Source organism: Aminobacter sp. HY435 (genome assembly GCF_027568395.1).
Classification (GTDB): Bacteria; Pseudomonadota; Alphaproteobacteria; order Rhizobiales; family Rhizobiaceae; genus Aminobacter.
This window is the reverse complement of the sequence record NZ_JANKZL010000002.1, coordinates 145,662-164,300: the sequence shown is the minus strand read 5'-3', so window position 1 is coordinate 164,300 and position 18,639 is coordinate 145,662. Positions and strand designations below refer to the sequence as shown.

30 protein-coding genes are annotated in these 18,639 nt (G+C 62.4%); all 30 read left to right on the top strand.

Annotation, left to right across the window (positions count from 1 at the left end; translation table 11 throughout):
• Positions 1-171: 171 nt before the first annotated feature.
• The 30 genes from PCJ21_RS03390 (at position 172) to PCJ21_RS03250 (ending at position 18,573) form a co-directional block, all read left to right on the top strand.
• Positions 172-2,061, top strand: a complete 1,890-nt coding sequence (locus PCJ21_RS03390) for a DNA-directed RNA polymerase (protein ID WP_269929978.1) — start codon at positions 172-174, stop codon at positions 2,059-2,061.
• A 151-nt stretch (positions 2,062-2,212) separates the two neighbouring features.
• The gene (locus PCJ21_RS03385) at positions 2,213-2,635 is read left to right on the top strand and encodes a hypothetical protein (RefSeq protein WP_269929977.1); all 423 of its coding nucleotides are present in this window, start codon (positions 2,213-2,215) and stop codon (positions 2,633-2,635) included.
• A gap of 85 nt (positions 2,636-2,720) precedes the next feature.
• Positions 2,721-2,993, top strand: coding sequence for a hypothetical protein (locus PCJ21_RS03380; protein ID WP_269929976.1), 273 nt, complete (start codon positions 2,721-2,723; stop codon positions 2,991-2,993).
• The gene (locus PCJ21_RS03375; RefSeq protein ID WP_269929975.1) at positions 2,990-3,250 is read left to right on the top strand and encodes a hypothetical protein; all 261 of its coding nucleotides are present in this window, start codon (positions 2,990-2,992) and stop codon (positions 3,248-3,250) included. The genes PCJ21_RS03380 and PCJ21_RS03375 overlap by 4 nt, the downstream gene beginning before the upstream one ends.
• Entirely contained in the window at positions 3,247-3,576 is a 330-nt protein-coding gene (locus tag PCJ21_RS03370) for a hypothetical protein (RefSeq protein WP_269929974.1), read from the top strand. The genes PCJ21_RS03375 and PCJ21_RS03370 overlap by 4 nt, the downstream gene beginning before the upstream one ends.
• 9 nt (positions 3,577-3,585) lie before the next feature.
• Positions 3,586-4,218, top strand: a complete 633-nt coding sequence (locus PCJ21_RS03365; RefSeq protein ID WP_269929973.1) for a hypothetical protein — start codon at positions 3,586-3,588, stop codon at positions 4,216-4,218.
• 2 nt (positions 4,219-4,220) lie between these two features.
• Positions 4,221-4,523, top strand: a complete 303-nt coding sequence (locus tag PCJ21_RS03360) for a hypothetical protein (RefSeq protein ID WP_269929972.1) — start codon at positions 4,221-4,223, stop codon at positions 4,521-4,523.
• Positions 4,523-5,023, top strand: a complete 501-nt coding sequence (locus PCJ21_RS03355) for a hypothetical protein (protein ID WP_269929971.1) — start codon at positions 4,523-4,525, stop codon at positions 5,021-5,023. The genes PCJ21_RS03360 and PCJ21_RS03355 overlap by 1 nt, the downstream gene beginning before the upstream one ends.
• 177 nt (positions 5,024-5,200) lie before the next feature.
• Positions 5,201-5,875: a M15 family metallopeptidase gene (locus tag PCJ21_RS03350; protein ID WP_269929970.1), complete on the top strand. Its 675-nt coding sequence runs from the start codon at positions 5,201-5,203 to the stop codon at positions 5,873-5,875.
• A 79-nt stretch (positions 5,876-5,954) separates the two neighbouring features.
• A complete protein-coding gene (locus PCJ21_RS03345; RefSeq protein WP_269929969.1) occupies positions 5,955-6,287 on the top strand; it encodes a hypothetical protein in 333 nt (110 codons plus the stop codon).
• A gap of 191 nt (positions 6,288-6,478) precedes the next feature.
• On the top strand, positions 6,479-6,766 hold the full coding sequence (locus PCJ21_RS03340) for a hypothetical protein (RefSeq protein ID WP_269929968.1): 288 nt from the start codon (positions 6,479-6,481) through the stop codon (positions 6,764-6,766).
• 2 nt (positions 6,767-6,768) lie between these two features.
• Complete coding sequence (locus PCJ21_RS03335) at positions 6,769-7,215, top strand: N-acetylmuramoyl-L-alanine amidase (protein WP_269929967.1); 447 nt, start codon at positions 6,769-6,771, stop codon at positions 7,213-7,215.
• The gene (locus tag PCJ21_RS03330) at positions 7,194-7,412 is read left to right on the top strand and encodes a helix-turn-helix domain-containing protein (protein ID WP_269929966.1); all 219 of its coding nucleotides are present in this window, start codon (positions 7,194-7,196) and stop codon (positions 7,410-7,412) included. The genes PCJ21_RS03335 and PCJ21_RS03330 overlap by 22 nt, the downstream gene beginning before the upstream one ends.
• 59 nt (positions 7,413-7,471) lie before the next feature.
• Positions 7,472-8,062 (top strand): hypothetical protein, encoded by a 591-nt coding sequence (locus PCJ21_RS03325; RefSeq protein WP_269929965.1) that lies wholly within the window; start codon positions 7,472-7,474, stop codon positions 8,060-8,062.
• Complete coding sequence (locus PCJ21_RS03320) at positions 8,059-8,409, top strand: hypothetical protein (RefSeq protein WP_269929964.1); 351 nt, start codon at positions 8,059-8,061, stop codon at positions 8,407-8,409. Before PCJ21_RS03325 ends, PCJ21_RS03320 begins: the two co-directional genes overlap by 4 nt.
• On the top strand, positions 8,406-8,621 hold the full coding sequence (locus PCJ21_RS03315) for a hypothetical protein (protein WP_269929963.1): 216 nt from the start codon (positions 8,406-8,408) through the stop codon (positions 8,619-8,621). The genes PCJ21_RS03320 and PCJ21_RS03315 overlap by 4 nt, the downstream gene beginning before the upstream one ends.
• Positions 8,618-8,902 (top strand): DNA ligase LigA-related protein, encoded by a 285-nt coding sequence (locus PCJ21_RS03310; protein WP_442865950.1) that lies wholly within the window; start codon positions 8,618-8,620, stop codon positions 8,900-8,902. Before PCJ21_RS03315 ends, PCJ21_RS03310 begins: the two co-directional genes overlap by 4 nt.
• Entirely contained in the window at positions 8,895-10,688 is a 1,794-nt protein-coding gene (locus tag PCJ21_RS03305; protein ID WP_269929961.1) for a bifunctional DNA primase/helicase, read from the top strand. The genes PCJ21_RS03310 and PCJ21_RS03305 overlap by 8 nt, the downstream gene beginning before the upstream one ends.
• A gap of 52 nt (positions 10,689-10,740) precedes the next feature.
• Positions 10,741-11,058 carry a hypothetical protein gene (locus PCJ21_RS03300; RefSeq protein ID WP_269929960.1) on the top strand — a complete coding sequence of 106 codons (318 nt, stop codon included), beginning with the start codon at positions 10,741-10,743 and terminating at the stop codon, positions 11,056-11,058.
• A gap of 91 nt (positions 11,059-11,149) precedes the next feature.
• The gene (locus PCJ21_RS03295) at positions 11,150-11,896 is read left to right on the top strand and encodes a hypothetical protein (RefSeq protein ID WP_269929959.1); all 747 of its coding nucleotides are present in this window, start codon (positions 11,150-11,152) and stop codon (positions 11,894-11,896) included.
• Positions 11,897-11,998: 102 nt separating this feature from the next.
• Complete coding sequence (locus PCJ21_RS03290) at positions 11,999-14,179, top strand: DNA polymerase (RefSeq protein WP_269929958.1); 2,181 nt, start codon at positions 11,999-12,001, stop codon at positions 14,177-14,179.
• A 122-nt stretch (positions 14,180-14,301) separates the two neighbouring features.
• Positions 14,302-15,039 (top strand): hypothetical protein, encoded by a 738-nt coding sequence (locus PCJ21_RS03285; RefSeq protein ID WP_269929957.1) that lies wholly within the window; start codon positions 14,302-14,304, stop codon positions 15,037-15,039.
• A 250-nt stretch (positions 15,040-15,289) separates the two neighbouring features.
• The gene (locus PCJ21_RS03280; RefSeq protein WP_269929956.1) at positions 15,290-15,445 is read left to right on the top strand and encodes a hypothetical protein; all 156 of its coding nucleotides are present in this window, start codon (positions 15,290-15,292) and stop codon (positions 15,443-15,445) included.
• Positions 15,442-16,305 carry a hypothetical protein gene (locus PCJ21_RS03275; RefSeq protein ID WP_269929955.1) on the top strand — a complete coding sequence of 288 codons (864 nt, stop codon included), beginning with the start codon at positions 15,442-15,444 and terminating at the stop codon, positions 16,303-16,305. Before PCJ21_RS03280 ends, PCJ21_RS03275 begins: the two co-directional genes overlap by 4 nt.
• Positions 16,275-16,760, top strand: coding sequence for an HNH endonuclease (locus tag PCJ21_RS22100; protein ID WP_442865949.1), 486 nt, complete (start codon positions 16,275-16,277; stop codon positions 16,758-16,760). The genes PCJ21_RS03275 and PCJ21_RS22100 overlap by 31 nt, the downstream gene beginning before the upstream one ends.
• Positions 16,747-17,307, top strand: coding sequence for an AAA family ATPase (locus PCJ21_RS03270; RefSeq protein ID WP_269929954.1), 561 nt, complete (start codon positions 16,747-16,749; stop codon positions 17,305-17,307). The genes PCJ21_RS22100 and PCJ21_RS03270 overlap by 14 nt, the downstream gene beginning before the upstream one ends.
• The gene (locus PCJ21_RS03265) at positions 17,294-17,716 is read left to right on the top strand and encodes a DUF3310 domain-containing protein (protein WP_269929953.1); all 423 of its coding nucleotides are present in this window, start codon (positions 17,294-17,296) and stop codon (positions 17,714-17,716) included. Before PCJ21_RS03270 ends, PCJ21_RS03265 begins: the two co-directional genes overlap by 14 nt.
• Positions 17,709-17,924, top strand: a complete 216-nt coding sequence (locus tag PCJ21_RS03260) for a hypothetical protein (RefSeq protein WP_269929952.1) — start codon at positions 17,709-17,711, stop codon at positions 17,922-17,924. Before PCJ21_RS03265 ends, PCJ21_RS03260 begins: the two co-directional genes overlap by 8 nt.
• 95 nt (positions 17,925-18,019) lie before the next feature.
• Positions 18,020-18,295, top strand: coding sequence for a hypothetical protein (locus PCJ21_RS03255; protein WP_269929951.1), 276 nt, complete (start codon positions 18,020-18,022; stop codon positions 18,293-18,295).
• On the top strand, positions 18,295-18,573 hold the full coding sequence (locus PCJ21_RS03250) for a hypothetical protein (protein ID WP_269929950.1): 279 nt from the start codon (positions 18,295-18,297) through the stop codon (positions 18,571-18,573). The genes PCJ21_RS03255 and PCJ21_RS03250 overlap by 1 nt, the downstream gene beginning before the upstream one ends.
• The last annotated feature ends 66 nt before the right edge of the window (positions 18,574-18,639 follow it).

Genomic DNA, 18,639 nt, shown 5'->3' with positions numbered 1-18,639 from the left:
CCCCCCCCCCCCCCCCCCCCCCCCCCCCCCCCCCCCCCCCCCCCCCCCCCCCCCGCCGCCCGGGGGGGGGGGTATTGGACGCCCTACGTTCGGACCCCTCAACTAGTTCGCTTCAGGGCTAGTCAGGAGACCCAGCGTGATCGGGCGGCCGATGAGTATGATGCTCTCGACATGCCCAATGTCTTCAACGCCATCCACCTCCTTCAGGAGACGGCATGGCAAGTCAACACCCGCGTCCTTGACGTTGCGGTAGCCGTATGGGCCAAGGCCGGTGACGCCAGCGTTGCGGGCCTCCCCCAGATAGACGAGAAGCAGCTCCCCGCCCGTACACCCCGGATGGCAGAGCACGCAGAGGCCAGCCGCAGGGCACGTGAGCAGGGCCTCCCCAAGCCAGCACGCGATGAGCAGACCGATAAGGAAATCCTTGCGTGGAAGCGTAAGGCCGCCCCGGTGTACCGCTTCAACGCCAAGCGCCTGTCCAAGATGCGGGCCACCTCCACCACGATCCTCATTGCCCAAGAATACGCCCGCTTCCCGTCCATCTACTTCCCCCACATGCTGGACTTCCGGGGGCGCATCTATCCCATAGCCAACTTCTTGCAGCCCCAAGGCTCCGACCTTGCGCGGGGTCTACTGACCTTTGCGGAAGGCCTGCCGATTACGGAGGAGAACGGGGGTGCGGGCTGGTTGGCCATCCAACTGGCGAGCGCTTGCGGCGTGGACAAGGTGGCCATGGGTGACCGCATTGAGTGGGTGGAGGCGCACGAGGAGCAGTGGCGGCGTATCGCTGCGGACCCCTACACCAACACCGAGTGGCAGAAGGCCGACAAGCCCTTCCAGGCACTCGCCGCCATCTTCGAGTGGGTCGAGTTCCTTGGTGAGGGCTACGGCTATATCTCCCACCTCCCGGTCATGGTGGACGGCACCTGCAATGGTATCCAGCACCTTAGCGCCATCCTCAGGGACGAGGTGGCCGGGCGCTATGTCAACCTCGTGCCCGCCGACAAGCCGCAGGACATCTACAAGGTGGTGGCGACAGGTGCCCCCGCTGTGCCTGAGGAGACGGAGACTGACAGGATTGCGCAGGAAGCCGTGCTCGGCCTCCAGCACACCCTTGAGCGCATCGAACGGGCGGGCGGCGCAGAGGGCGAGAAGGCCACCTATTGGCTGGAGCTGTGCGAGCGCAATCTCCCCCGCACCCTCACCAAGCGGCAAGTCATGGTGCTTCCTTATGGCGGCACCAAGGACAGCTTCTTCACCTACACGAGGAAGTGGCTGGACGAATACGCACCGGCCCCCGAACCGACCGACGATGAGTTCCCCTCGGCCGCCCAGGTCGCGGAGTTTGAGGCCAACGGCGTTACGCTCATCGACGGCGAGGAGAAGCCAAGGAAGCTTGACGACCTCCTAGGGGACCTCCGCACCAAGCGTGTGGTCTTCCTCGCCGCCCACCTCTGGGACACCGTCAATGAGGTGGTCAAGAGTGGCATGAAGGTCATGAAGTGGCTTCAGGACTGCTCAAAGGCGGTCGCTGTGGCCAACCAGCCGATTTACTGGACGGTGCCTTCGGGCTTCGTGGTGCGCCACTTCTATGGTCTGGACCGCTCCATAGTCCACAAGATCATGCTGGACGGTGAACGAGTGGAGGTGACGCGGAATGAGAAGACCGCCCAGCTCTCCACCAGGGAACAGACACAGGGCATAGCGCCCAACTTCATCCACTCGCTTGATGCGTCGTGCTTGGTGGAGTGCATCAAGCGTTGCCGTGAGGCGGGCATTGAGGAGTTCGTGTCAGTCCATGATGCCTACGGCACGCATGCGGCCAACATGGGGGCGCTCTCGGTGTTCCTGCGTGAGGCCTTCGTGGCGACCCATGAGGTGGACGTGCTGGCGAACTTTAGGGCTGACTGCCAAAGGGTGCTGGTGGATTGGCTGGTGGTTGAGGAAGGTTTGGACCCGCTTGCGGCCAGCGAGAAGGCGGACGGGATGCTGCCCGAACCGCTGGCAAAGGGGTCGCTGGACCTAAGGCTGGTGCTGGAGAGTGACTACTTCTTCGCCTAGCCGCTCCAATGAGACGGACCTTTGAGAACAGAAGCTCGCCCTCATCGGCGGGCTTTTGTGTTTCTGGAGCAGAGGAGGGTGCCATGTAACCGCCAGCCCCCACGACAAGCCACACCCCAGACCCCAAGGCAACATCATCAGGGAAGACACCATGTCACGCAACCGCCTTGCCCGCCGCAACGTATCCACCACCATCCGCATGACCTCTGCGGCATTCGATATGTCAACCATCGACAACGATACCGGCGAAGTCATTCATATTCCCCTCGCCAACACCAGCCCGGCCGGGCGCGAGCACCTCGCCAAGACCCTCTGTGAACTCCACGGCATCGGCTCCCGCAAGCAGTGGTCGAAGTATCACGAGCAGAAGAAGGCCGAGGCCGCCGAGCGCAAGGCCAGGTGGAGAGAACGCAGGGCGCTCCAGCAGGCATCCGGCAAGAAGCCCATCGTCATAACCGAGGGCATTGCGGACAGCTTGGCGGCGAACGCCATGGGCTACGACACGCAACTGACTATGGCGCACCGGGAAGCTACCGTTGAGCGCCGCCCCGTCCATACGGCGATGGGGGCATAGTATGCGGGTCCGTAAGCACGACCATGGGCTCAACCTCCCCCCCCACCTATTGGGCCATCGGCCCCTCGACCGCGACAAGCTGAGCATGGTGCCGCGTGATGCCGCCGCAAGGGCTGCGCATCTGGCTCTCTTCCAGCTCCAGGACATCATGGTCCCCGAGGAGCAGGTGCTCGGGGTCGGCGTCCTGTTCGCGGCCATGTGCCTGCGCTGCGGGTTGGAACCCTCCGCCCTGTTCGGCATGGGTAGGAAGGTCCTCCTTGCGCCCGAGGATGGGGACAGACCCACGGACGACAGCTTGCAGAGCCTCAGGGATTTCCTTGGGGCCCGCGTCATGGCCAAGGAGGTGACCATAGGGTGAGCGATATCCCCAAGCCTTTCGAATGGACGCTACCGCGCCTCTGGCGGGGCGTGAAGGCTGTCGTTAAGCTCCTCGGGCAGGACCCAATGGATGGTGACGACCACGCCATGTTTTTTGTCATCTTCATCCTCGCCTGCCTGGTCGCGACGATTATTGTGGTCCTCACCCTCATCACCAAAGGCTGGCTGCTCACCATTGCGCTGGCCGTGGTGCTTGCCTTCGACATCCTCCGCCTCATCGGCCGGGGGATGGCATGACCGTCTACACCTATAAGGTCTGCGCTCGGCCGTGGGACGACCTCTACCCGCTTTCCCTCTACCGACAGGTGGGCACATCGCTGAGCGGCTGGCTGTGGGCGCGATACGAAGAGCCGCTTTGGAAGCGTGTCTGCAAGCTCGAAGACCTCCACGAGGTTCCCGCAGCTATTGAGGACAGCCTCAAGATGCTCATTGCAGACGAGCGCCAGCGGCACCTCGCAGACAACAAGCGAGCCGCCCTGCCTGAGGGCGGCCTCACGTTCACCGCCACGGTGGTCCTCGGGGACAACCCCAAGACGGACACCTACACAGTCACCGCCAACTAGGAGAACTCTTTGGCCAAACACACGTACTACGACAGCGCCTTCGGCATCGCGGTCTACCCGCACCTCAACAGGCCCGACAACAAGTTCAATGCCGAGAACCCCCTCTTCAAGACCGGCCTCCGCCTCGAAGGTGAAGCGGCCCAGCGCCAGAAGGAGAAGGTGGACGTTGCCGCACAGGCGGCATTTGACGACTACTTCGAGAACGGCGACGGCAAGAGCCTCACGCCCGGCGAGCGCAAGAAGTTCGCCGTCTACTACCCCTACGAGGTGGAGGAGGACAGCGACGGCAACCCCACGGGTGCCATCGTGTTCGACTTCAAGCAGAACGCCCGCATCCGCCTCAAGGACGGCACGGTCAAGGATGTCGTTATCGGCCTCTACGATGCGGCCGGCAAGGAAATGCACAAGCTGGTCCGGGGCGGCTCGGAAATCCGCATCAACTACTGCATGCGGCCCATCCCGATGAAGTCCCTCAAGCAGATCGGCGTGCGCCTCGACTTCTCCCGCGTCCAGGTCCGCAAGCTGTCTGAAGGTAACGGTGGCGGCTTCGGTGCTGTCGAGGGTTACCAGGACGATGGCCAGCAGGGCGACGGCTTCGGGTCCGCAGACGAGACCCCCTCCAACCCCGGCGCGGACTACTAGCCATGCGCCAAGTCGCCGTACAGGCGAACGTGGGGGCGGTCTCGGTGGTGGCCTCGTCGGCTACCCTCGTGACCCTCCTTGCGGCCAACCGTAACCGGCTCGGCGCGGTCATCACCAACGACAGCACCGCAGTGTTGACCATCAAGCTGGGTGTCGGGGCCTCGCAGTCAGACTACACCGTGAAGCTTGCGCCCTCGGCGACAGGCGTCCCCGCGTCCTACGAGCTGCCCTTTGGCTATGTCGGCGTGGTCACGGGCTTGTGGGCTTCCGCCAACGGGGACGCCAAGGTCACTGAGCTGAGCTGATGGGCCGCGTGATCCCCGATTGGGTCCGCAAGGCCAAGCAGGGGACGACAGGCAAGAAGGCAGGCTTCAAGCACGGCTTCAGGTCGGGTGATGAGGTGAGGGTGGGGGAGCAGATCGCCGCCCACTCCATGCCTGTGGTCTACGAGACCTTCAAGCTCCCCTACATGGTGCCTGAGAAACGGCACTTCTACACGCCCGACTTCCTGTTGCCCAATGGCATCCTCGTGGAAGTCAAAGGCATCTTCGACAGCACCGACCGGGCCAAGCACCTGTTCGTCAAGGCGCAGTTCCCCGGGCTGGACATCCGCTTCGTCTTCACGCGGTCCAAGGCCCCCATCAACCCCGGCTCCAAGACCACGCTGGCCGATTGGTGCATCCGATACGGCTACCAGTTTGCAGACAAGCTCATCCCTGAGAGCTGGTTCCACGAGCAGGGCCCCGAGCAGGACCCAAGGGACCTCATCAAGGAGGGGCCCTATGGCTACGCCCATAAGGGTTGAGCGCTTCGCCACTTTGCTGTGGCCCCGAGACGAGCACGGCATCAGCGACTACGCCAACCCCACCGTCATCCCGCTGGAGACCCCTCGTGTGGAGGAGGTCTTCCCGCCCATCGACAAGCGGACCCACCGCCCTGTCAAGGAGTAACCTCCATCACCCTTGCCCTACCGGCCGCCTCGATGCGGCTGCTCAAGGGGGTCCACCCGGACCTCGTCAAGGTGGTCCTCAAGGCCGCCGAACTCTCGGACATTCCGTTCAAGGTCATTGAAGGCCTTCGCTCAGTGGAGCGCCAGCGTGAGCTTGTCCGTATCGGCGCGTCCACGACCATGAACTCCCGCCATCTGACTGGCCACGCGGTGGACATTGTGCCGCTCGTTGACCTCAATCGCGACGGGAAGATTAGCTCGGCCGAAATGTTCGCATGGCCGCTCTATCGGAAGCTCGCAGCCGCCATGAAGGAGGCCGCCCGGCAAGTCGGTGTGGCTCTCGAATGGGGCGGTGACTGGCGCAAGTTCAAGGACGGGCCGCACTGGCAGTTGCCTTTTGCCGTCTACCCCAAGGGTGCGAACAGCGTAGCCGCCCTCGGCGCTTTCTCCGAGGAGGTCATGAGCGATCACCCGACCGACTATGAGACCGACCAGTCCGCCGCCTACAAGGCAGTCGCCAGTGCGGGCGGCTCGGTCACCCTTGGTGGCTCCCTTGCGGCTGACCCCTTGGCCAACCTCGTGGATGGCATTGCGGCCCAGCAATACGAGCTGACTAGCGGGGAGGGCGTCCGCATTGCCATCGCCGTGGTCATCATCGGGGTGGGCCTGTGGTTCGCCTACAAGAAGGCAAAAGGGGGAGGGGCGTAATGGACCTCCTGTTCCTCTCCATCGACCTCATCGTCATGTTGCTCGCTGTCAGCTTCATCATCTGGTTGCTCTTCCAGCCGTGACCGTTCTCCGCCCTTACGTCTACTTGGCGCTCTCCATCCTGGCACTTGCCGGGGTGGCTGGGCTCTATGCCAAGGGCAGGCTTGATGCCACCCACGCCGCCCAACGAGCCAAGCTTGAAGAGCGCATCAGGGGGCTTGAGGCTGACATGGCGGCGGAGCACAACGCTCGCGTGCTGGATGCCATGCAGGCCAAGACAGACAGGGAGGACGAGGTGGCAGTGGCCGCCAAAACCAAGGAGTTGAAGAGTGCGCTTAAGGACCGTGATGCTGTTGTGTTTGACAGCATGGATGCTGACCGGCTGCGGGATACTTTCTGGCATCAGGACTAGGCACCTCCCGGAGGCACCGGCCGACCTCCAACACTGCTTTGCTTGGTTGACCCCCATCCCCGGCGAGCGTGGCCAGCCCCTGACAAAGGCTCAGGTGCAGGACCTCATCATTGACCTTCGGACATCCGAGGTTGCCAAGTCGCGATGCGGCAAGCGGCTCCTCGCCTTCTACAAGAACCTGGAGACACCCGATGCTCGACGCCCCTAAGCAGGCTACCCGCATATCCCCCTTCGACACCCTTGAGCGCCGCGTGGATGACCTCGTGGATACCATGGCGGATGTCTATATGCTGGCTCGCCGTCTCGTAGGCTACGCCACCGACGACCCTGCTTCGTCACCCTCGAACCCCGGCCCATCCCCTTTCGCCACCGTTGCGGCAGACCCCATCGTGGACAAGGTGGCCATCCAAGCGGACCGCCTAGCGCTGCTTACCAAGTCACTGCGTGATGAACTCGACAGGGTCAACGCGCGGCTCTAGTCGTGCTGACCTTTAGGCCCCGCGAAGCCACCACCAAGGTTGTCCTTCACGACAGCCAGACGCCCCCCTCCCAGACCAACCTCAAGCACTTCCTCGCCGTCAAGGGCAGGGCCCAGGGCTTGTTGGCTGTCGGCTACCACTACCTCATCCTCCGTGATGGGCGCTTGTTGGAGTGCCGACCGCACAACGCATGGGGTGCCCATATGCGCCACCGCAACGCGGACAGCATCGCGGTCTGTCTTGGTGGTGGCGTCGATGAGGCGGGGGAACCCGAAGGCAACTTCACGCCCGAGCAGGGCGAGACCTTGAGGGGGCTTATGGCCTACCTCGCAGACTTCTATGGGCCGCTGCCTCTGGTTGGCCACTCGGAAGCGTACCCCCGGCACTCACGCCAGTGCCCAGCGATCAACATGGAGAAGGCAAGAGCATGGGTGACGAACCCAAACTGACCAAGCAGCAGGAAATCGTGCTGGACTACCTGAAGCACGGCCGCACTCTGACCAACCTTGTGGCCATCACCGCGCTCGGCGTGGGGTCGCTCTCCAGCCGCATCGCTGAGCTTCGCCGCATGGGCCACAACATTGTGGACCGGCGCGAAACCGATGGCTTCGGCCGTGAGTTCAAGAAGTACGACCTCGCCCCGTGACTTGCGCTGACTGCGACAACTGCGAGGTTGCGGGGGCGGGGCCCGACAAGGCCCACCTCGTGCAGCTCCATGTTACCGTGGAGCCAAAGCCGGGTAGCGAAGAGGCATTCTCCGAGCTGTGCCGGGAACTCGGTGCCAAGCCTGTGTTCCTCAAGAACCGGACTTTGGGCGGTGTGCTGGTCACCGAGTGGCTGACCTCTTCCACCGCTAGCCTGCATGGCTCGCCGGGGGCATTGCTCCACCACACTGCTTTCGTGTTTGCGGTCAGCGGCTTCACGGTCACCCGGATGAAGATCGAAGCGACCCCGTGGCACCCCGAGGCTCCCACTAAGCGGAACGGGTTGGCTATCCTCGCGGGCCGCTACTTCGAAGCCCACGTCAAGGTCCTCGGCAAGCTGTCCACCGACCGTTACGCCGAGCTGGTCCGCGTGGCGAACGTCCATGGGGCAGGGGTCTCCTCCCGCGAAGATGGCACGCGCCATTACGTTACCCTCAGGGTGACCGAGGGCGTGCTTGAGGATTTCCAATGGGCAGCCATGCAGTTGGCGGAGAGGCTCCATAAGGACCACTTCGACATCAACCCCTCAGTGTCCACGGAGTTCTGCATCTTCGACAGCAACGTTGGACATGATCGGGAGTGGCTCGGATGAAGATGCCTGCCACCGTTCGCGTGGGCGGCCTCGACTACACCATCAAGCCGTGGAACCGCATGGCCGCCGACAACACGGGGGCCTACGGAATGTGCGACCGGAGCACTCTGGTCATTCTCATACAGGAGGGCTTGACGCCCCAGTGGGAGGCCCACGTGCTGGTGCATGAGGTCCTCCATGCGGCCTACGCTGCGGCTGGCATGACGGCTATCCACGAGCACGTCTCAGAGGAGCGCCTTGTGGGCGCACTCTCCTACCAGCTCATCCAGGTCTGGCGCGATAACCCGGACCTTGTCGCCTACATCGAGGCCGTCTTCAGGCCCGCAAAAGGGAAGCTCAAAGCTTGAACCACAAGACCACCTTCAACGGCGGGGGCATCTTCCTCCCGCTGCTCGCCATCCTGTTCATTGCCCTGAAGCTCACCGGCTACATCGCGTGGCCTTGGTGGTGGGTGCTGGCCCCGCTGTGGGCACCCATCGGCATCCTGCTCCTCATCTTGGGCATCGTGCTGGCGCTGTCTGTCATCATCTGGTGTGTCGAACTCTTCACCGGTAGGTGACCCCAGAGGCCATCTGGCGGTGGCAGTGCGAAATGTTCCTTTATGCCTCGGTGCTCTACTACGAGTGGGACCTCGCGGTCCTTACCGACGAGGACTTTGACGACCACTGCCACAAGCTCCTCAAGTGGTGGCCGCACCTGCCCGAGTGGTTCAAGGCTCGTGTCACCCGCGAAGACCTAAACGCCGGCACCGGCTTTGCCGTTACCATCGCCAACGATGAACGCCTCGCGGCGGTCGAATGGTTCGAACGAGTAAGAGGGCCAATCTCAACGAATGAGTGACGACCAAGAGCGCCCCGAGGGCCACGACGTTGTGGTGTCTAAGGGGCCTTGTCCAAAGTGTAGCCGGGAGAAGTCGTGCGTAACCTACTTGGATGGGCACCGCCACTGCTATGGCGCGGGGTGCGATTACTATGTGCCCGCTGGTGGCGAGACAGCCTCGGCTCCGAGAGAGACCTTCAAGCAGGACTATGGCGAACTTCTAGACCCGTCGCAGCAGGCCAACCCCTATGCGCCGCTGAACAAGAGGGGTCTCACCTCCGACACTATGAAGCGCTACGGCGTCTTCCACGGAGGCTACAGCGGTAAGCCGGTCCAAGCTTATCCCTACTACGACCAGGGCGGGGAGCTGGTAGCCCAGAAGCTACGGACCCCCACCAAGGACTTCCCCTTGCTGAAAGCGGAGGGCTACAAGTCCCTCTCCGAATGCCAGCTCTTCGGCCACCACGTGTTTGGCGACAGGTTTGACCGACAGGTGATCGTCACCGAGGGTGAGCTTGATGCCCTCTCCGTGGCCCAGGCTACCAACTTCAAGGTTGCGGTGGTCTCCGTAGGCACCGGCTCACAGTCGGCCGCCAAGCACATGAAGGCCAACTACCTCTGGCTGGACCGCTTCACGGAAATCATTCTGTGGTTCGACAATGACGATGCGGGCAAGCTGGCTGTGGCCGACTGTGCCCCGCTCTTCAAGGTCGGCAAGGTGCGCATCGCCACGGCCTCGGGCTTCAAGCTCGACGGCAAGGAGAAGTGCAAGGACGCCTCCGACATGCTTCAGGCCAACCGGCCCGGGGACATAACGGCGGCTGTCTATGCGGCCCAGGCATGGCGGCCCAAGGGCATCGTCAACGCCAAGGAAAGCACGTCGGCCATCCTAGCGCCGCGCGAGAGAGTTCACGCCTACAGCTACCCACCAGCGATGGCGAAGCTTCAAGAGATGACTGGCGGGATGTATCCGGGCGAGGTGGTCTTCCACGTGGCAGGCACGGGTGTTGGCAAGACGGCCGGTATGCGGGAGATACAGAACCACCTCCTTGAGCAGAATGTCAAAATCGCGGTTTTCTCATTTGAGGATACCAAGCGTGACGCCATGATGGGCCTCATGTCCGTGCGAGCAGGCGAGCGCCTACAGCTCCGCCCCGTGCCAGACATAGCGGACACCAAGGCGCTCGAAGCCTATGATAGGGACATGCTCCGTTGGCACGCCGAAGTCTTTGGCTCTGGCCTGTGTGAGGTGTTCGACCCCGAGACAGCCGAGTGGTCACTAGACGCGCTTCTCACCTACACACGATATTGCACCGTTGCGCTAGGCTGTATGGTCCAGGTTATCGACCCCTTTAGCTTCATGGCGGCGGGCATTGACCTCGCAGCAGATGAGCGGCGGGTACTCGACAAGGTGGCCGCCGAGCTTTCCAAGCAGGCGAAGGAGACAGGTTGTCACTTTCAGGTTGCCCACCACCTCCGACGCACCCAAGGCATCCCCCACGAGGAGGGCGCACCAACCTCCCTTAACGAGGTCCGTTCCTCCGGGGGGCTCTCCAACTTCGCCTCTTACGTCGTGGGTTGGGAGCGGAACAACCAAGCTGCGGGTGAAGCATGGCGGGTCACTCAGTCCCGCATCATCAAGCCCTCAAGGCGGACCGGCAAGTCTGGCTTGGCAGACGTGCTGTATTATGGGGAGGATGGCCGCTTGGTCAAATCCCCGCTTCCCTTCCCACCAATCGGCAAGCCCGATGGGGAGGCCAAGAGCCAGCCCGGTGGCTTCTCCCCAGTGAGCAGCACCGACTACTAGGCCCGGCGACAGACGACCGGGTGACCTCGAATAAAAAGGATACCCACAGGCGATGCGCCTGAAGGATGAGGTTGATTTCGTCAAGGAGGATAGGCAGGACCTTGTGGCCCGCCTCATGGGTGCTCAGGCAATGGGGCACTTCCTCTTGAATGCGTACTCCGCCCTGAGGTCTTACGGGGTGGATTTCATGAAGCTCCCCGAATGGCAGGACCAGAAGGAGCTTGAGGATGCCGCCAAGCTGAAGCCGCACGCGGCACAGTGGAAGGTCCTCAACTACACCACCCGGCTTGAGAATGCCCTGAAGGCGGCCATACGGCGCAAGCAGTTCAAGGTGCATGACTTCAAGCCCGACCCCGACAAACCCGAATAGCCTCCCAAGGCGACCTGAGGACCCTCTCCGCATGAACCAATGCGCGACCCCGAATGACATCGTGGCCTACAACGAAAGGCTACGCCACTCCATGGTGGACAAGCTGTTCTTTGTGGAGAGGGTCCCGGGTGAGGTCACCGTCTTTGCCGACTTCGGTTGTGCAGACGGCTACCTCCTTAGGCAGCTCCACATGGAGCGCCGTGAGTGGCCCGGTGGGTGGGATTGCCACTTCATCGGCTACGACCACAACCCCGACATGATCCGCGAGGCCAAGGCCCGACGCACCATAGGGGTCTACGAGTTCACCAGCGACTTCGCTATGTTCGCCGCCCGCCTGGACAGGCACCATAGGCTCGGCCGCAAGTCCTGCCTCGTGCTGTCCTCGGTGGTGCATGAGGTCCTCTCTCAGGACCCCCTCCAGTTCGAGGCCTTCTGGCACAACATCCGGCTCCTCGGCTGTGACTACATCGCGGTGCGGGACATGGCTGTGGAGGAGAGGGCGCACCATGTGTCCCCGGAACCGGCCGAGTATGCAGCCACGTGGGACAACGATCGCATCCGAACGGTTGTCTACAACGAGCGTCCAACCCGAGCTGGTTGGCTTCAGGCTCTCCTCAAGGCCGACTACGCGGACAACTTCGAGAACGAGTTGCGGGAGAACTACTTCCCGCTGACCGCCGAGCAGTGGCTCAACTTCACCACCATCGGGACCGGCTACAAGCTCCGGCATTTCGAACACGCCCCTCTCGCCTTCCTCCAACGGAAGTGGCGGGAGCAGTACGGCATCTACGTGCCCGACCCGACGCACATCAAACTCTTGCTCCAGAAGGAAGCCTAAATGGACACCATCTTGCCCCTCGCTGTCTCCTGCATCGTTGGCTTTGCCGTTGGCTACTTCGTCATTGGCCCGGTCCTTATTGCGCTCTTCCTCCGGTAGGGAATGAGCCAACCCGGCAAGCGCCTCTACTTCGACACGGAGGGCAACGACCTTCTCCCCGGTCTCCATAGCATGTGGTGCCTCGGCATCATCGACTTGGACACCCTTGAGGAGTTCTACTACGGCCCCCCTGTCCCGAGAGACGCTAAGCACCCCGTCACGGGAGAGGACCTCTGGACCCCCATCCTCGGCAACCCAGCCGGGACCGTTGAGGACGGCATCAGGGCTCTTGAGCAGGCTGAGCTTTCGGTCGCCCACAACGGCATCGACTACGACTACATTGCCATCGAGAAGCTCTACCCGTGGTTCCAACGCTGTCCGAAAGCATGGGACAGCTTGGTGGCCGCCAAGGTGGTCTGGCCCTACGACACCCTGCTGGGCCCCGACCTGAAGCGCGTCAAGGCCGGCATCATGCCCATGTCCATGGCGAAGCGCCACAGCCTCAAGGCGTGGGGCTACCGTCTGGGCGACTACAAGGATGAGTACACGGGAGGCTTCGAGGCCTGGAACCCGTGGATGGCGTCCTACATGATGCAGGACTGTCGGCCGGGCGTGAAGCTCTGGAAGATGATTGAGGACCGGGTGGGCTGGGCCGAGGGCAGTAAGGCTGCTCTCGTGTGGCCCGAGCTGGTCTTTGAGGTTGAGCACGAAGTTGCTCGCATCATCAAGCAGCAGGAAATGCACGGGGTCCACTTCGACCGCGCGGAGGCCGAACGGCTCTCTGCCGAGCTGGCCAACGAGCAGGCCCGTACCGGCGCTCTCCTCGTGGAGGCATTCGGCTCATGGTGGGCACCCGGGAAGGCCACCACCCCCGCCCGCGACAGGACCTTCAAGCGGGACGACCTACCTAGTGTCACCCGCAGGCGCTTCGGCAAGACAGGCAAGGAGCTGGCCCCCTACGTAGGCCCGCCCGTTGAACGCTACGCACCTGATGCCCCCTATACGCCTGTTGTGTGGACGACCTTCCAGCCGTCCTCCCGCGACCACCTCGGCCAGCGGCTCCAGGCTGTCTACGGGTGGAAGCCCAAGAAGTTCGGCAGCAATGGCAAGCCCACGGTGGACGAGACGACGCTTGAGGAAATCCCTGAGGCCGTCATGCCGAAGGCCACCCGACAGCTCATCCTCGATTACTTCGTGGTCTCCAAGACGCTGGGCACTTTGGCCAACGGCAAGAAGTCGTGGCTCGGCCTCTGCACCCCGGACACCAATCGCATCCACGGCCGCATGGACCCCTCGGGGGCGGTCACCGGGCGAGGGACCCACAAGGACCCGAACCTCTCGGGCACCCCCTCCGTCAAGAAGGAGAAGGTGGTGCTTGCGGATGGCACCAAGACCGAGGTTGTGGTCAAGGGCCTGAAGGGCCGCTATGGCTGGGAATGCCGTGCCCTCTTCATCGCAGATGAGGGGTGGGAGCAGACGGGTGTTGACGCTTCCAGCTTGGAGCTTATCGACCTTGGGCATTACCTGTTGCCTCTGGACGAAGGTGCCTTCAGCGCCCGCGTGTGTGACCCGTCTAGGGACCCGCACCAAGAGCACGCTGATATTGCCGACATGACCCGAGCGGATGCCAAGACGGCCATCTACCTGTTCGTCTACGGCGGCGGTGCCTACAAGCTGTCCTTGGACCTGAGCGTGGAACCCCACGAGGAGCTGGAGTATCTCGGCTACAAGGGCCTCCCCATGCTCCTCAAGAACCTCGCCAAGCGGTTCGACCAAGACTTTGTGGACAAGCTGGACGACAACCAGAAGGCCCGCATAGCCAAGGCCCGCACCATCATCCTGAAGTTCGAAAAGAACATTGAGGGCCTCCGTGACCTTATCGACAGGGTGAGCGAGACGGCAGCTCGGGGTTGGCTCAAGGGTCTGGATGGCCGACGCCTCCATGTCCGTAAGGCCTACTCCGCGCTCAACACCCTGCTCCAGTCAGCGGGTGCCCAGACGTGTAAGTTGTGGATGATGCTGGTGCATCGCCGCCTAGCTGAGAAGGGGCTGAAGATCGGGGTGGACTACAAGCAAACCTTGTGGGTCCACGATGAACTCCAGTTCACCCACCGGCCCGGCCTCGGGCCAATCATTTCAGAAGTCGCCAAGGACTGCATCAAGGAAGCCGGGGAAATCCTCGGGCTCCGTGGGCAGTACCGTGGGGACGCCAAGACGGGAAAGAACTGGGCCGAATGCCACTAGCCGTTGTGTATGGGCAGTATGTGTTATTGGCCATCATCTTCGTGGGATGCGCAGCCGTACTCGGGCTTGGTGCTCTCCTGTTCTGGAAGGCACTCATTCGGGAAATACGCGGCGACTAGCTCTTGTACAAAGGCATCATCCTCTCCCTCTGTGAAATGAGCGGAGCGTGGAGTAGGCCGTACATCGCCCAAGGCTACCTGGTCATCCGGGTGGACCCCAAATTCGGGGAGTGGCGAGAACACTACAACGACAGGGGAATGACTGACCGCATCGTCGGCAACGGCACAATGGTGCCCATGGCGGATGGCGGCTTCGGTCTCTCCTACAGCGTCCACGCGCTGCTCAACGTACTCCACGCGCAACCCGACTTCTTCAAGCTACCCGTGGTGGGGGTCCTCATGGCTCCCCCATGCACGGACTTTACGGTGGCTTGTAGTCGGCTGTGGAAAGTCAAGGATGCGGACGGCCGCACGGCTGTCTCCGTGTCAATCGCCAAGCACTGCCTCTGGATCAAGGACTTTGTGAAGCCTGATTGGTGGGTCTTAGAGAACCCCCGAGGTCGGCTCTCCTCCCTCGTCCCCGAGGTCGGACCATTGCGCCTCACTTTCGACCCCTGCTTCTATGCAGGCTGGGCGGACGATCCAAGCGCTGAGGCATACACCAAGTTCACCTGCCTCTACGGGGAGTTCAACACCGACCTGGAGCGCAAGCCGGTGGAGCCCATCGTCTACAAGGACAAGAGCGGCAAGACGCAATCCTTCATCAGCCAGAAGTTTGGCGGGAAGTCGGAGCGTACAAAGGAGCTGCGGTCCATGACGCCCACCGGTTTCTCCCGAGCGTTCGCAGCGGCCAATCCTTGAACCTAGTCCCCGAGCGCTACCGGGGTGAATACCCTGATGGCCTCTGGCCGGTCCTCCTCCAAGCGTGGGAGCACGGCATCGCCATACAAGGGGACTTCGCCCGAGCCTGTGCCCCCGAGGTCGCCCTTGCGGCGTCTTGTGGGTGGATAAGCAACGTGGACCCCGATGGGTCCGCCTATAGCAACCGATGGCGCATTACGGCCGCTGGCCTCTACGCCCTCCAGCACAAGGACCTCATGACGCGATGAGAATGTACGAGTTTGCCGTAAGCGCTGGCGAAGGGACGCTCATTGAGCATGGCCTTACGCCCGACATCGGGACCCTCACGGACATCTGGTCAAGCCCCGAGTTCACCATCATCTTCCGCCTCGTGGAGGATGCCTCGGAGTGCGAGACCGGGAAGTGACCGAAGTCACCCTCCTCATCGACGGCGACGTGGTAGCCTTTACGGCCGCCTCCGCTGTCCAGAAGATACACGAGGATGAGTTCGGCTTCGTCACCCCCTTCGCCAATCGGAGGGAGGGGGAGGCTGTGGTGGATAACATCATCATCGGCCTTGAGCAGCTCTTCTCGGCCACCCACTACCGCATCGTCCTGACCGACCCGGTGGAGAACTGGCGGCGGGGTCTTTACGCGGCCTACAAGTCCAACCGCAAGGACACCGCCCGGCCGCTCCTTCTGGACAAGCTCAAGGACTACATGCGGGAGAAGTACGCCGCCTTCCACTGGCCCAGCCTGGAGGCGGACGACGTGCTTGGCATCCTGAATACGGAGCCACAGGACTTCCCCGGCAAGCGCATCCTCGTGGGCAAGGACAAGGACTACCGCACGTTGCCGGGCTCCTACCACGTCCTCAAGGAGCTGGACCCCCGGGGCAAGCCTGTCGTCTGGGAGACCACCGCATGGGAGGCCCAGCGCTTCCACCTCTTCCAGACACTCACGGGTGACGCGGTGGATGGCTATCCGGGGTGCCCTGGCATCGGCAAGACGCGGGCCGAGGAGCTGCTCAACAATCCCGTAAGGCTGACCCCTCAGGAGGGCGTCATCACTCGCGGGGTCAACAAGGGCAACTCCACGACCAAGTGGGTCTCTGAGCCCACGCGGGACCTCTGGGCGATGGTGGTCAGCCACTACCGCAAGGGCGGGCAAGGCGAAGCCGAAGCGCTGGTTACCGCTCGGCTCGCCCACATCCTCCAGCATGAGGACTACGACAGGGAAACCCAGAGCATCACGCTATGGACACCAGACCAAATCAGGCAGTCCTAGAGTTAGCCTTATCTGCATTTCGGCTAGAGGGTGAAGAGGTTGTCCGTGTCTCCAACGGTAGGGCCGTCACGCCAACCTGTGGGTCTCACTACCACAGTGTATGGCTAGGCCGAGCCCTTGGGCGCGAATGGCGGCTAGACTACCACCGGCTGAAGTACGCGCTAATCCATACGACCCTCCCAGCCAAGGTAGACCACGCAGATAGGGACCCCGCGAACAACGCTGGGGCCAACCTAAGGGCCGCCACCCACCAGCAGAACATGCAGAACTCTAGGCGCTCCCGGAGAGTCTTGCCCCGTTGCGTATACCAGGAAACCCCGGGACGCTTCTATGCTGCCGTGACACACAACGGGCATACACACCGCCTCGGGACTTACGACACGGTGGCCGAGGCATCGGCAATTGCGGAGAGCTTCCGCCGTCAAAACCATGGAGAGTTCTATGCTCAACCTTAAGGTTGTGAACCTTTATGCTGGCCCCGGTGCGGGCAAGTCCACCCTTGCGGCTGGCCTGTTCAACCTGCTCAAGAACCTCGGATACAGGGTGGAGTTGGTCACCGAGTTCGCGAAGGACACGACATATGAGCGCAACTTTGGGCTCCTCCAAAACCAGCTTGCCATCCTTGCTGAGCAGGACCGCCGCCTTCGTCGGTTGGAGGGCCAGGTGGATTGGGTCATCACCGACAGCCCCCTCCCGCTCGGCATCGTCTACATGACGCCAGAATACGAGGAGTGGCTGGTGCCCGCCGTATGGGGTGCCTTCAGGCGCTACCAGAACTTCCACGTGCTCATCAGCCGTGGGGACCGCGCCTATCAAACCTATGGCCGCAGCCAGACCCTTGCGGAGGCCATGACGTTGGACACCCAGATTGGCCACCTGTTCGACCAAGCCAGAGACGGCGAGGAAGACTTTGCGATGGAAGTCTTGTCGGACCACGAGGCCCCTTACCGGGTCTTTGAAGAACTCATTGATGGAGAAGACGAGGACGATGGAGCCTCTTGACTGGGAGAAGGCAGGTATGCCCGACCCCGCCCGCAAGCGCTCTCTGACCCGACTGGAGTGGCCACTGGATGCCGGTGTGCCCTCCGATGCTGGGCTAGACGAAGCCATGACCAAGCACGAGGAAGCCGTTGCACTCAATGTCATGACGGCCAAGTCCCGTGGCGTCGATATGGTCAACCTGCCGCCGCACTATGCCCGCTTCAAGATCGAACCCATCCGGTTCATCGGGGAGAACAAGCTGGACTGGTTCCAAGGCAACATCGTCAAGTACGTCTGTCGGCACGACGCCAAGAACGGCCTTGAGGATATCGCCAAGGTCATCCGCTACGCCAATATGTACGACCGCTACCTGAGGGATGATCCTGACTGGTGGCGTGCGGGCAAGCCTGAGGACTTCCGTATTGGGTAAGGTTATCCCCGACCGCAAACCAAAGCCGGTGGATGCCCGGGTGGTCGTGGGGCTGCACAATGGTCTCACCTTTGATGACACTGTGGGCTTGGCAGAGGCACCGGCCTTCGCTGACAAGGTACTCCGCAACGGCTATAGCGAAACCCGCCCTGATCGCCTGCGTGTCTGGCCAGCCTCCGCCATCGCCTTCGTGGACATCTTCCCATGACGGCCAAAGGCTGGATTGGGGTGGACCTTGATGGGACCCTTGCGCACTACGATGGGTGGCGGGGTCTAGCCCACATCGGGGAGCCTATCGTGCCCATGGTGGAGCGCATCAAGGGTTGGCTGGCCGAGGGCTACGAGGTCCGCATCTTCACCGCTCGCATGTCGGCCGGGATGGATGAGTACGGCGACACAGCGGCAGACTTTGCAGATGTGCTTGCCCACTGGCTTCTGGGGGCTGGTCTTCCCGAACTCAAGGCCACCAACGTCAAGGACTTCCATATGGTCGAACTCTACGACGACCGAGCGGTCCAGGTGGAGGCCAATACGGGCCAACTCGTGGGCTACTCCACGCGCGAAAGGGGGCTCGCCTAATGCAGGCCAAACCGCAGAACCATGTGACCCGCGCCATGGAGGCCGCCTTCTCGGGCCACGATGTGCTCCCCGAATTGCCGGTCCTTGAGCGCCAGCAGATCGAACGCTTGGAACGCCTCTACCCCCCGCGCTGCCTTGGCCGGGCGGACACCGTTGAGGAACACCTCCGGTACGCCGGTATGGTGGAGTTCGTGGCCAACCTTCGCGCCCGCTTCGAGCAGGTGCGGACGGACCCCGAAGAGGGCGACCCCATCTTGGATGGCGAGCCCGCACGTTAGAAGGAACAACAACAAGAATGTGCTTTGGACAGAAGCCGCCAGCGGTCGCGAAGGAAATGTCGCAGC